Raw genomic sequence first — 11,160 nt, forward strand, 5'->3', positions numbered from 1 at the left:
GCTTGAGAGCATGCAGCCCCTCGAGAACGATGTCGTGCGATGGTTTGGCCAGCTGGATGATCCTTTCCAGCCCGAGTGCCGCCGACTTGCCGACGGTTTCCGGGTTCGCCGCTGCCTGTTCGGCATGGAAGAATTGAACGGAACCGTCCAGGAAATCATTGGTTGAACGCCCATCCCCGCGCTCACGCGGAGCGCCGCAGTGACAGCACTTCGGCGGACCAAGCAGAACCATGCAGGAGCAGACGAAGATGGCAACACTCGGCAGGGCCGACCGGGTAGCGGTGGCCGACCCGCTGAACGGGCTGCGGCCGCGCAAGCGGATCTCCTGGGGCGCGGTCATCGCCGGCGTGGTGTTCGCCCTGGCGATCCACATGGTCCTTTCGATGCTGGGGCTGGGGATCGGCCTCACCACGATCGAGCCGATGACCGAGGGCACGCCGCAGCTGAGCTCGCTCGGCACGGGTGCCGCGATCTGGTGGGTGGTGAGCGGGCTGATCGCCACGGTCGGTGCCGGCTATGTCGCAGCCAGGCTGTCCGGCGTCTACGAGCGGCGCGACGGGATCCTGCACGGCCTGGTCGCCTGGGCGTCGGTGCTGCTGGTCTCGGTCTGGCTGTTGAGTTCGCTCGCCGGCACCGCACTGGGCGGCGCCTTCAACCTCATGGGCAACGCCGTCTCCGGCGCCGCGCAGTCGGTGTCCGCCGCCGTGCCGCAGGCTGTCGACGCGGCCGGGATCACCCCTGAGCAGATCGAGGACCGGGTCGGCCAGCTCCTGCGCGCCAATGACGTGCCGGCCGAGCCCGAGCAGGCGCGCCGCGAGCTGACCGGCCTGCTGGGCCAGGTGCTGACGGGCCAGCAGGGTGCCGACCAGGCCCGGCAGCGGGCGGTGGAGATCGTGGCGCAGCAGGCCGGCATCCCGCCGCAGGAGGCCGAGGCCCGGATCCAGCAGCTCCAGGACGAGGCGGAGCAGCTGCGCACGCAGGCCGAGGAAACCGCGCGTCAGGCGACCGAGGCGACTGCCGAGACCCTGTCCCAGGCCTCCTTGTGGAGCTTCGCCGCACTGGTCATCGGGGCGATCGCTGCTGCGGTGGGCGGGGCCATCGGCACCAGGCGTGAGGAGGACGTGCTGGCCAATCATTACTGAGCCGATCGGGCACAGGGGCGTCCCGGGCAATCGGCCCCGGGACGCCCGGCTTCCAGGTGGTTGCGTCAGGGCGGCAGGCGCCTATCGTCCGGCCGCGGACGGATTTCCGGGTGGCTCTCATGACGACGCTGATCGGCAGCAGGATCTACGACGACGCGATCTATGCGACCGATCGGCCGGTGCCGAGCCTGTGGGAAGAGACGGCCGGCCCGGAACCCGAGGATGACGGCAAGCTGGCCGGCGAGGCTGCGACCGAGGTCGCCGTGATCGGCGGCGGCATCGCCGGCCTGTCCCTGGTCTGGCACCTGACCCGGCGTCACGGGATCGAGGCGGTAGCCCTAGACGCCGGCAAGATCGGCTGGGGGGCGTCCGGGCGCAATGGCGGCTTCGTCAGCATGGGCTATACCAAGCGCTCCCTGGATGACCTCGCCCGGTCGTTCAGCCAGGACGAAGCCCGCACCGTGTTCGCGGCGCAAAAGGCCGCGTGCGACTACGTGATCGACGTCGCCCGGAGCGAGGGGCTGGAGATCGACCTGGCTGGCCGTGGCGAGTACATCGTGGCGCACCGGCCGGACCGGATGGCTAGTCTGCGGGCCAAGAGTGCCGCGATGAAGGCGCAGTTCGGCGAAGACTGGCCGGTCTTCACCAAGGAGGAGCTGCAGGAGCAGGGCTATGCCAGCCCCGAGGCGCATGGCGGGATCTATGTGCCGCACGGGACCGGCCTGCATCCGTTGAAATACACTTATGGCCTGCTCGGCCTGGCGCGCAGCCATGGCGGGCGGGTGCACTCGCACTCAGCGGTGGTGCGCTGGGAGCGGGACGGCAGCGGCCAGCACGTGCTGCACACCCAGGATGGCGGCAGGCTGCGCGCCAGGACTGTGGTGGTTGCGACCAACGGCTTCACCACCGAAGGGCTGGACGGGCGCTTCGACGGCGTGACCCTGCCGGCTCTGTCCAACATCCTGGTGACCTGGCCGCTCACGCAAGCGGAGCGGCAGGCGCAGGGCTACACCACCGACGTGCCGGTCGCGGACAGCCGCAACCTCCTGTTCTATATCCGCCTGCTGAAGGACGGCCGGCTCCTGTTCGGCGGGCGCGGGGGGACCAGCGCCAGCGAGGCGGCGGGACAACGCTACGGCAACTACACGCACAGGCGGCTGACCGAAGTTTTCCCGGCCTGGAAGGAGGTCGAGATCACCCATCGCTGGCGTGGCTTCGTCTGCCTGACCGCGGACCTGGTGGGCAGGGTCGGGCTGTTCCCCGACGACCGGCAAACCGGCTTCCTGTTCGGCTGCCACGGCAGCGGGGTGGCGATGTCCGGCTATGCCGCCAAGTTCCTGGCGGCCCGAATCGCCGGGGCGGGGTTCAACGAGCCGTTCCCGCAATGCTTCCAGCGCGTGCCGCAGCGCTTCCCGCTGCCGTCCCTGCGCGTGCCGGCACTGGCGGCGGCCTATGCTTGGTACCGGCTGAAGGACGAGGTGCTGCCGGCCTGAGCGCCCGCACCATCGGCCACTGGCCCCGGTGGTCATCATCGAGTGCATGGTCGAGGCGGGCAGGCTGGTCTGCCCCGGGAGCAGGAGCGATGCATCCGACGGTCGCAGCTAGGCTGCCAGAGATCCGGGCACTGTGCCGCAAGTACGGCGCGCGGCGGCTGGAACTGTTCGGCTCGGCCGCACGCGACGACTTCGATCCGGCCAGGAGCGACGTGGGTCTGCTGGTGGACTATCTGCCGGACTATGGCGGCGCCCGGCCATTGGTCGCCTACTTTCAGCTATTGTTCGACCTCGAGCGCTACTCGGGCGCCCGGTCGACCTCACGGTCCGCCGGGCGGTGCGCAACCCCCGGCTCCTGAGGGCGAACCGGTCGGACCTTCGGACCATCTATGAAGCGCAGCCGGTCCCTGCTCCTGCATGATGCGCTGATCGCTATCGGCGAGATCGAGGCGACCGTGGCCTAGCGGGGCGCTGCCGCGGCCGGGCTGGCACGCTTTCTCGGATGGCGGTGGAGCGCCAGCTCACCATCCTCGGGGAGGCGCTGAACGCACTGCGCAAGCTGGAGCCGGACATCCTACAGGGCCTGCCGGATGCCGACTATGCGATCCGCATGCGCCACGTCCTCGTTCACGGCTATGCCGAGATCAATGCCGACCAGGTGTGGTCGATCGCACCGACGACGTGCCGAGGCTGCGCGAGGCGCTCCTGGGACTGGTGCTGCAGGACCAGGGCGCCAACGAGCCTCCCTCAGGCCCGCCGCCGTCGTGACTTGGCGAAGGTGTCGAAGGCCACCGCCAGCACGATGATCAGGCCGATGATGATCTGCTGGACGTAGGGGCTGACATTGTTGAGCACCAGGCCGTTCTGCAGCACGCCGATCAGGATGGTGCCGATCACCGTGCCGAAGATCGTGCCGATGCCGCCGAACAGGCTGGTGCCGCCGATCACCACGGACGCGATCACGATCAGCTCGTAGCCCATGCCGGCCACCGCCTCGGCCGAGTTCAGCCGGGCGGAGAGGATGAAGCCGGACAGGCCGGCCATGAAGCCCATCAGCACGTAGACCGACATGGTGATGCCGCGCACGTTCAGCCCGGACAGGCGCGCTGCCTCCGGATTGCCGCCCACGCCATAGACGTGACGGCCATAGCGCGTGTAGCGCAGCACGATGTGGGCCAGGACGGCGAACAGGAGGAACACCACCACCGGCACGGGAATCCGGCCGATCAGCGGCAGGGTGAACAGGTAGCCCTGGCCCCACCAGGTGTAGCCCGGGTCGAAGCCGGAGATCGGGCCACCGCCGGCCATGAGCAGGGCGGCGCCGCGGAAGGCCGACATGCCGCCCAGTGTCACCACGAAGGGCGGGACCTTCAGCCGGGTGATGGCAAAGCCCTGCAGGGCGCCGGCGAAGGTGCCGAACAGGATCGCTACCAGCATGGCGAGCGGCCAGCCATAGCCCAGTGCGGAGGCATCGGCACCGGCGGCAAAGCGGTTCTCCAGCCCGCCCTTGGCGACCGCGGCCGCGGCCAGGCCAGCGAACGCCACGATGGCGCCGATCGACAGGTCGATGCCGGCGGTCAGGATCACGAAGGTCATGCCGAGCGCCAGCAGGCCGTAGATCGAGACCTGGCGCATCACGTTGACCAGGTTGAGCGGCAGGAGGAAGCGCGGCTCCAACCAGGCGAAGATCCCCATCAGCACCAGGAGGAAGATCAGCGGCGCATAGGTGGCGAGCAGGCCGAACAGGTCGATGCCGCCATTCCTGGTTTCGCCGGTCTGGGTCGCGCTGGCCATGTCGATCGAATGCTCCCGGCTCAGACGGCCGTCTGGTTGTGCGTGAACAGGTGCATCAGGCTCTCCTCGGTCGCCTGGTCGCGCATGAGCTCGCCGGTGACCCGGCCCTCGCGCATGGTGACGATCCGGTCGGCCAGGCGCAGCAGCTCCGGCATCTCCGAGGAGATCACGATCACCGCGATGCCGGCCTCGGCCAGCTCGAACAGGAGGTGATGGACCTCGTTCTTGGCGGCGATGTCGATGCCGCGGGTCGGCTCGTCGACGATCAGCACCTTGGGATTGAGCGCCAGCCAGCGCGCCAGCACCACCTTCTGCTGGTTGCCGCCGGACAGGTTGCCGACCGGCTGCTCCTGGCTCGCCATGCGGATCGACAGCTTCTGCCGGTAGCGCTCGACCAGCGCGCGCTCCTTGCTGCCCGAGACGAAGCCGAAGCGCTCGGTCAGGCCGTCGAGCGCAGCCATGGACAGGTTCGGCCGGATCGCGAGCGAGAGGAACAAAGCCTGCTGCTTGCGGTCCTCCGGGACCAGGCCGATGCCGTGGCGGATGGCATCCTGCGGGGTCGTGATCGCGACCTCTTTGCCCTCGACCAGGATCTTGCCGGAATCGATCGGGTCGGCGCCGAAGATGGCGCGGGCCAGTTCGGTGCGGCCGGCCCCGATCAGGCCGCCAATGCCCAGGATCTCGCCGGCATGGGCGGTGAGCGACACGTCACGGACCCGCACGGCATGCGGATCGTTGGCATCGCCCAGCCGGGTCAGGCCCTGCACCTCTAGGACCGTGGCGCCGCGATGGGCGACCCGGCCGCCGCGGCCATGCAGCTCGACCTCGCGGCCGACCATCATGCGGATGATGTCGTCGACCCGGATGTCCTTCACCTCGGCCGATCCCACCAGCCGGCCGTCGCGCAGCACGGTGACCCGGTCGCAGGTGCGCATCACCTCGTCCAGCCGGTGGGTGACGAACACCACCGCGATGCCGTGCGCCTTGAGGTCGGCGATGATCCGGAACAGGCGCTCGACCTCGGTCTCCGACAGCGCGGCGGTGGGCTCGTCCATGATGACGAGCTTGGCATCCATCGAGAGCGCCTTGGCGATCTCGACCATCTGCTGCTCGGCGACCGAGAGGTCCTTGACCAGGCGGCGCGGGTCCATGTCCAGGCCGATCCGCCGGGTCACCTCCCGTGCCCGCTCGTTCAGCTTCTTCCAGTCGACGAACGGGCCGCGGGTCGGCTCCCGGCCGACGAACACGTTCTCGGCGATCGTCAGGTTCGGCAGGAGGTTGAACTCCTGGTAGATCGTGACGATGCCGAGTGCCTGGGCGTCCGCCGGCCGGGCGATCTCGACCGGGCGGCCGTCGAAGGTGATGGTGCCGGTGTCCGGCCGGTGCGCGCCGGCCAGGATCTTCAGCAGGGTCGACTTGCCCGCGCCGTTCTCGCCCAGCAGCGCATGGCACTCCCCGGCACACACCTCGAGCGCCACGCCGGTCAGCGCCTGCACGCCGGGAAAGCCCTTGCTGATGTCCTGGACCTGGAGGAGCGGGGTCAAGCGGTCGGCTTTCCTTGCCTGTGTCGATCGTGCGGCCGGCTTGGCCGGCAAGGGGGCCGGGCCGGCTTCAGCCCGGCCCGGCAGGAACGGCTACTGCACCTCGCCCAGGCGCTCGGCCTTGTCGAGATTGTCCTTGGTCAGGACGATCGGGGTGAGCAGGACCGGGTTCTCTTCCGGCGACTTGCCGTTCTGGATGTAGTCGACCAGGATCTGCACCGCCCTGCGGCTCTGGCCGCCCGGGAACTGCTCGACCGTGCCAGCCAGGCCGCCGTCGCGGATGGAGGCCAGCGCCTCGGGCAGCGCATCGAAGCCCACGATCTTGATCTGGTCGCCCAGGTTGCGCGCGCGCACTGCCTCGAGCGCGCCCAGCGCCATGTCGTCATTGGCGGCGATAATCACGTCCGGCGGCTCGCTCATGCCGGCCAGGATCGACTCGGTGACCGATAGGCCCTGGTCGCGGGCGAAATTGGCGGTCTGCTCGGCGACGATCTGGTACTTGTCGGGCTGCTTGTCGAGGACGTTGTGCAGGCCCTTGTTGCGGTCGATCGCCGGCGAGGCGCCGGGCTGACCCTGCAGGTTGATGATCTTCGCCCCATCCGGGTAGTTGGCCAGCAGCCACTCGCCCTGGGCCTCGCCGCCCTTGACGTTGTCGGCACCGACATGGGCGAGGATGCCCTCGACCCCGTCCACCCGCCGGTCCACGGTGACCACCGGCACGTTGTTCTCGACCGCCGTGGCGAGGGCAGGCGCCATCGCGTTCACGTCGGACGGGCTGATCACGATGCCTTGCACGCCCTGCACGATCGCCGCCTCGACGTCGGCGGTCTGCTTGGGCGCGCTGTTCTGCCCGTCGCTGTCGATCGTCTTGACGCCGAGCTTGGTCGCCTCGTCCTTGATCTCCTTCAGCATGTGCACGAAGAACGGGAACGTCAGCGAAGGCACGGATGCCAGGATCGTGGTCTCCTGGGCACGGGCGCCGAGGCCGCCCATGGACACGCCCGCGAGAAGTACCGCAGCGACAAGCGCGCTGCGCCGGACCAGCTTCATCTACGACCTCCCTCATCGCCGCCGCATCTCGGCCACGTTGGCGGGACAGTAATCCCGCCAATAGGGGAGGAAAAGTAGGCTTTTTCAGGCCGCGACGGGCAGGGCAGTGCCGATCAGGCAGTCACGGGTGACGATCGCGGCGAGCTCGTCCTCGCTCCAGCCCTCGGTTCCGGTCGGCCGCTCCGGCAACACCAGGTAGCGCAGCTCCGCCGTGCTGTCGTGGACCTCGATCTGCACCCCCTCCGGCAGGTCGAGGCCGAACTCCGCCAGCACCGCGCGCGGCTCGCGCACCACCCGCGCACGGTAGGCCTTCGACTTGTACCAGTCCGGCGAGCCGCCCAGGAGGAAGCGCGGGTAGCAGGAGCAGAGCGTGCAGACGATGACGTTGTGCAGGTCCGGCGTGTCCGCCACCGCCCGGATCGGGATGCCGCCGGCATCGATGCCGAGTTCCCCTGCCGCCGCGTTCACGTCCTGGAGGAGCCTCGCCCGGAAGTCCGGATCGAGCCAAGCCCGCGCCACCAGCCGGCCGCCCGCGGCCGGGCTGGCCGCGTCGATCTTCTCCAGGGTGCGGTGGATGTCGGCCGGCGTGCACAGGCCCTTCTGCACGATCAGCTCGGCCATGGCCTCGGTCAGCGCCATGTGCCAGGTCAGCGGTGCGTCCTCAATGTCCGGCTGCCTGGGATGCGGGTGGACGTGCCCGTCATGCCCGTGTCCGTGTCCGTCATGCGCGTGGGTCATCGCCGCGGCTCCAGCCAGTGCTCGTAGAGATCCAGGACCACCGTGTCGCGCGGGTCGCCGACGTAGTCCGGCCAGAGCGTGGTTTGGCGGAAGCGCACCCGCCAGACCGGCTGGTCTGGGCCGCGCCCGCCATAGGCCAGGCGCTCCGCGTCCGGCATCCGGCCGGCAAGGCCGATCACCACGCCTTCCTTGCCGCGCACGAAGCGCGGCGTGCGGTGATGCCCGGGCGGGTCCATCTGCAGGACCCGGACGGTGGTGCCGACGGTCACGGACATGAAGCCGCCTCCGCATGACGCGCCTTGGCCGCCTCGATCGCCCGGCCGAGCTCGCTGGGCGTCACCAGCCCCTTCTCCAGCGCCAGATTGGCGGCTGCCTGGATCCAGCGCTGGTAGTAGCTGAGCTCCTCGTACGCGCCGGGCCCAAGCTCCTCGATGGTCCGGCGCATCTCGTCCAGCGTGAACAGGTTCGCCCCGATCATCAGCCGCATGATCGCATCGACCTTCTTCTCCCAGGGAGCGTAGTCGTGCGGGCTGCGGTCCACCGGTCCGGCCGGAAGACCGCCGACATCGTGGATGCGCTGCATGGCAACCGGTTGCCTTTTCCAAGATCACGGAAGGACGCCAGGGTGGCCGCTCCGCCCGCGCGATGCAATCGGCTTGCCACCGGCCTCGCTCGGCGTGACTCTGACCTGCAATCATCGGCCGGGCGAAGACGGGCATGTCGGCGGAGATCGAACGCAAGCTCACCACCATCCTGTGCGCCGACGTCGCGGGCTACAGCCGGCTGATGGGGAACGACGAGGTACGCACGCTGGAGCGGCTCCGCAAGCTGCGCGCGCTGTTCGTCGGCCTGATCGAGCGCCGCCGCGGGCGGGTGGTCAACACCTGGGGCGACGGGCTGATCGCCGAGTTCCCCAGCGTGGTCGAGGCGGTGCAAGCCGCGATCGAGGCGCAGAAGGAGCTGCGGCTGGCCGATGACGGCACGGACGAGAGCGAACGGCTGCAGTTCCGGATCGGCGTCAATCTCGGGGACGTGATCGTGGAGGGGCAGGATCTGTACGGCGAGGGGGTTAATGTCGCGGCCAGGCTCCAGGCCCTGGCCGAGCCGGGCGGGGTCATGGTCTCCGGCACGGTCTACGACCATGTCCGCGGCAAGCTGGCGGTGGGCTTCGACTTCGCCGGGCCGCAGCAGCTGCGCAACATCACCGAGCCGGTGCCGGCCTACCGAGTGACCGACGGCCAGGCACCCCCGCCCGCGCGCCGGCCGGCACCGGCCGCCATGCCGCCTGCTGCGGCCAAAGGAGTGCGGCTTGGGCTCGGCTCGCGGCTCCTGCGCACCTACCTCCTGATCGTCGCGTTCTTCTTCCTGATCAACCTGTTCTCCGGCATGAACACAATCTGGTTCCAGTGGCCGGCACTCGGGATCGGCTTCGCCATGGCGCTGCGCTGGTCGCTGTCCCGCTGATCGGGCATGCTCGCTCCAGTGCATCGCAGGGGGCGGCCATGGATCTCGAACTCACCGGCAAAACCGCGCTGGTGACCGGCGGGGCCAGAGGGATCGGCCTCGCCTGCGCGCGCGTGCTCGCGGCGGAAGGGGCGAAGGTCGCGATCTGCGCGCGCACGCCGGCCCATCTGGACCGGGCCCTGGCGGAGCTGCCGGGTGCGATTGGGCTGTGCGCCCATCTGACCGATGCCGAGGCTGCCCAGGACATGGCGCGGACGGCCGAGGAGCGGCTGGGGCCGCTCGACATCCTGGTCAACAGCGCCGGCGCGGCCAGGCGCACCCCGCCGGACGAGCTGACCCCCGCCATCTGGCGGGCCGCCATGGAGGCCAAGTACTTCACCTACATCCATGTCATCGATCCGGTGATCAAGCAGATGGCAGCGCGCGGCAGCGGGGTGATCGTCAATGTCATCGGTGCCGGCGGCAAGGTCGCGGCACCCACCCATCTGCCGGGCGGTGCCGCCAATGCCGCGCTCATGCTGGCCACTGCCGGGCTCGCCACTGCCTATGCGGGACAGGGCGTGCGGGTGGTAGGCGTCAACCCGGGCCTGACCGCGACCGACCGGACCGCCGAGGGTCTGGCGGCGGAGGCGCGGCTGGCCGGCATCGATCCCGAGGAGGCCGGGTGTCGCGCAGTGGCGGGCATTCCGCTCGGCCGGATGGCGCAGCCCGAGGAGATCGCGGCTGCGGTCGCCTTTCTCGCCTCGGCGCGCGCCAGCTATCTCACCGGCGTCACGATCGCGATGGATGGCGGCCGCTATCCGTCCGTGGTCTGAGCCGGGCAGGGCGAGAGCCTCGCGGGTTCGCCGTCGGCCGGGCGGCCGGTGAGTTCGGTGACGGTGGCGCAACGGTCGGCACGGCAGATGGTCCAGTCGGCCGTGGCGTCGCTGCGGGCGAGATCCAGCGAGGGAAGCGGCGGCAGGTCCGGGCGCCACAACCATCCGGTCGCGGTGCGCCGGGCACCTTCGGGCGGATCCATGCCGGCGCCGCTGCCCTCGATCGCGGCCTCCAGCGCCACCAGGCCTTCCGGCGTCGCCTGCCATTGCTCGCTCCACTGGCTCCGCTGGACGCTGTGGGTCCAGCGGAGCTCGATCGTGGGGCTGCCCAGATCCAGGATCAGGCTGCCAAGCGCGAGGCAGATCGTGAGCGCGTCCGCCACCAGTGCCAGCCCAGGAACAGGAGGGACAGGCCGAAGCCCAGCTCGTCGGTGACCGGCAGGGCCAGCACCAGCAGAGTCGCCGCACCAGCGGCGAACACCCGCTCCGGCCATTTCAGCGGACCCAGGAGCCAGCCGACCGTGGCGGCGCCCCACAGGCCGATCGAGACCAGCGCCTTGAGCACCACGTAGGCGGTGGCGAGATAGTCGTCGCCCTGGAGCATCAAGGCCGGGGAATAGACCGCCATGAACGGGACCACATAGCCGGCGATCGCGATCCTGGTGGCGGTGAAGCCGATCCGCATGTGCGAGGCACCGGCGATCGGCGAGGCGGCCAGTGCCGCCAGCGCCACGGGCGGGGTCAGGTCGGCCATGATTCCGAAATAGAACACGAACATGTGGCTGACGAGCAGCGGCACGCCCAGCTCGGCCAGTGCCGGTCCCGCGATCGAGGAGGTGATGATGTAGTTCGGGATGGTCGGGATGCCGGTGCCCAACACCAGGCAGGCCAGCATGGTGAGCAGGAGCGAGAGCAGCAGCGAGTTCTGGCCGATGTCGACGATCCAGCCGGCGAAGTTGGACGCCATGCCGGTCAGCGTGAGCGTGCCGACGATCGTACCGACCAGCGCGCAGGCGACCCCCACCGGCAAAGCGTGGCGGGCACCGTCGGCCAGGGCGTCGCGGCAGAGCAGCAGCGTCGTGCGCCCGCCCTTCACGACCAGGCAGGCCAGGACCAGCAGGAA

At 69.7% G+C, this 11,160-nt stretch carries 14 protein-coding genes; 6 read left to right on the forward strand and 8 right to left on the reverse strand.

Translation table 11 applies throughout. The features are described from left to right. The first annotated feature begins 248 nt into the window (after nucleotides 1-248). From EQG76_RS09220 to EQG76_RS33350, 4 genes are all read left to right on the forward strand, one after another. The gene (locus EQG76_RS09220; protein WP_159712690.1) at nucleotides 249-1,142 is read left to right on the forward strand and encodes a hypothetical protein; all 894 of its coding nucleotides are present in this window, start codon (nucleotides 249-251) and stop codon (nucleotides 1,140-1,142) included. A gap of 119 nt (nucleotides 1,143-1,261) precedes the next feature. Next, nucleotides 1,262-2,635, forward strand: a complete 1,374-nt coding sequence (locus EQG76_RS09225; RefSeq protein ID WP_159712692.1) for an NAD(P)/FAD-dependent oxidoreductase — start codon at nucleotides 1,262-1,264, stop codon at nucleotides 2,633-2,635. An 89-nt stretch (nucleotides 2,636-2,724) separates the two neighbouring features. After that, the gene (locus EQG76_RS09230) at nucleotides 2,725-2,994 is read left to right on the forward strand and encodes a nucleotidyltransferase family protein (protein WP_200840676.1); all 270 of its coding nucleotides are present in this window, start codon (nucleotides 2,725-2,727) and stop codon (nucleotides 2,992-2,994) included. A gap of 143 nt (nucleotides 2,995-3,137) precedes the next feature. Beyond that, a complete protein-coding gene (locus EQG76_RS33350; protein WP_159712694.1) occupies nucleotides 3,138-3,470 on the forward strand; it encodes a HepT-like ribonuclease domain-containing protein in 333 nt (110 codons plus the stop codon). Here EQG76_RS33350 and EQG76_RS09240 read toward each other — a convergent pair. From EQG76_RS09240 to EQG76_RS32750, 6 genes are all read right to left on the reverse strand, one after another. Next, nucleotides 3,383-4,429 (reverse strand): ABC transporter permease, encoded by a 1,047-nt coding sequence (locus EQG76_RS09240; protein ID WP_159712696.1) that lies wholly within the window; start codon nucleotides 4,427-4,429, stop codon nucleotides 3,383-3,385. The two genes, EQG76_RS33350 and EQG76_RS09240, sit on opposite strands and share 88 nt — an antisense overlap. 20 nt (nucleotides 4,430-4,449) lie before the next feature. Next, complete coding sequence (locus EQG76_RS09245; RefSeq protein ID WP_159712698.1) at nucleotides 4,450-5,973, reverse strand: sugar ABC transporter ATP-binding protein; 1,524 nt, start codon at nucleotides 5,971-5,973, stop codon at nucleotides 4,450-4,452. A 90-nt stretch (nucleotides 5,974-6,063) separates the two neighbouring features. Continuing rightward, on the reverse strand, nucleotides 6,064-7,020 hold the full coding sequence (locus EQG76_RS09250; protein ID WP_159712700.1) for a substrate-binding domain-containing protein: 957 nt from the start codon (nucleotides 7,018-7,020) through the stop codon (nucleotides 6,064-6,066). Nucleotides 7,021-7,104: 84 nt separating this feature from the next. Further along, entirely contained in the window at nucleotides 7,105-7,758 is a 654-nt protein-coding gene (locus EQG76_RS09255; protein ID WP_159712702.1) for a nitrile hydratase subunit alpha, read from the reverse strand. Next, nucleotides 7,755-8,033: an SH3-like domain-containing protein gene (locus EQG76_RS32745; protein WP_159712704.1), complete on the reverse strand. Its 279-nt coding sequence runs from the start codon at nucleotides 8,031-8,033 to the stop codon at nucleotides 7,755-7,757. The genes EQG76_RS09255 and EQG76_RS32745 overlap by 4 nt, the downstream gene beginning before the upstream one ends. Then, nucleotides 8,024-8,341: an SH3-like domain-containing protein gene (locus EQG76_RS32750; RefSeq protein ID WP_159712706.1), complete on the reverse strand. Its 318-nt coding sequence runs from the start codon at nucleotides 8,339-8,341 to the stop codon at nucleotides 8,024-8,026. The genes EQG76_RS32745 and EQG76_RS32750 overlap by 10 nt, the downstream gene beginning before the upstream one ends. Nucleotides 8,342-8,475: 134 nt before the next feature. On the opposite strand from EQG76_RS32750, the gene EQG76_RS09270 reads away from it, so the two are divergent. Together EQG76_RS09270 and EQG76_RS09275 are read left to right on the forward strand one after the other, a co-directional pair. After that, entirely contained in the window at nucleotides 8,476-9,222 is a 747-nt protein-coding gene (locus EQG76_RS09270) for an adenylate/guanylate cyclase domain-containing protein (RefSeq protein ID WP_159712708.1), read from the forward strand. A gap of 38 nt (nucleotides 9,223-9,260) precedes the next feature. Then, the gene (locus tag EQG76_RS09275) at nucleotides 9,261-10,037 is read left to right on the forward strand and encodes an SDR family oxidoreductase (protein WP_159712710.1); all 777 of its coding nucleotides are present in this window, start codon (nucleotides 9,261-9,263) and stop codon (nucleotides 10,035-10,037) included. On the opposite strand, the gene EQG76_RS09280 is transcribed toward EQG76_RS09275, so the two are convergent. Together EQG76_RS09280 and EQG76_RS09285 are read right to left on the reverse strand one after the other, a co-directional pair. Then, a complete protein-coding gene (locus EQG76_RS09280) occupies nucleotides 10,019-10,420 on the reverse strand; it encodes a DUF1850 domain-containing protein (protein WP_159712712.1) in 402 nt (133 codons plus the stop codon). The two genes, EQG76_RS09275 and EQG76_RS09280, sit on opposite strands and share 19 nt — an antisense overlap. Further along, nucleotides 10,378-11,160, reverse strand: a 783-nt coding sequence (locus tag EQG76_RS09285; RefSeq protein WP_159712714.1) for a TRAP transporter large permease subunit, incomplete at its 5' end; no start/stop codon positions are given. The genes EQG76_RS09285 and EQG76_RS09280, both read right to left, overlap by 43 nt.

Source organism: Geminicoccus flavidas, assembly GCF_009806515.1.
Classification (GTDB): Bacteria; Pseudomonadota; Alphaproteobacteria; order Geminicoccales; family Geminicoccaceae; genus Geminicoccus; species Geminicoccus flavidus.

What these genes read in the sequence shown, in the direction of transcription:
- EQG76_RS09250 (WP_159712700.1), bottom strand. Translation starts at nt 7,020, where the DNA reads ATGAAGCTGGTCCGGCGCAGCGCGCTTGTCGCTGCGGTACTTCTCGCG.
- EQG76_RS09230 (WP_200840676.1), top strand. Translation starts at nt 2,725, where the DNA reads ATGCATCCGACGGTCGCAGCTAGGCTGCCAGAGATCCGGGCACTGTGC.
- EQG76_RS33350 (WP_159712694.1), top strand. Translation starts at nt 3,138, where the DNA reads ATGGCGGTGGAGCGCCAGCTCACCATCCTCGGGGAGGCGCTGAACGCA.
- EQG76_RS09270 (WP_159712708.1), top strand. Translation starts at nt 8,476, where the DNA reads ATGTCGGCGGAGATCGAACGCAAGCTCACCACCATCCTGTGCGCCGAC.
- EQG76_RS09225 (WP_159712692.1), top strand. Translation starts at nt 1,262, where the DNA reads ATGACGACGCTGATCGGCAGCAGGATCTACGACGACGCGATCTATGCG.
- EQG76_RS09275 (WP_159712710.1), top strand. Translation starts at nt 9,261, where the DNA reads ATGGATCTCGAACTCACCGGCAAAACCGCGCTGGTGACCGGCGGGGCC.
- EQG76_RS09240 (WP_159712696.1), bottom strand. Translation starts at nt 4,429, where the DNA reads ATGGCCAGCGCGACCCAGACCGGCGAAACCAGGAATGGCGGCATCGAC.
- EQG76_RS09220 (WP_159712690.1), top strand. Translation starts at nt 249, where the DNA reads ATGGCAACACTCGGCAGGGCCGACCGGGTAGCGGTGGCCGACCCGCTG.
- EQG76_RS32745 (WP_159712704.1), bottom strand. Translation starts at nt 8,033, where the DNA reads ATGTCCGTGACCGTCGGCACCACCGTCCGGGTCCTGCAGATGGACCCG.
- EQG76_RS09255 (WP_159712702.1), bottom strand. Translation starts at nt 7,758, where the DNA reads ATGACCCACGCGCATGACGGACACGGACACGGGCATGACGGGCACGTC.
- EQG76_RS32750 (WP_159712706.1), bottom strand. Translation starts at nt 8,341, where the DNA reads ATGCAGCGCATCCACGATGTCGGCGGTCTTCCGGCCGGACCGGTGGAC.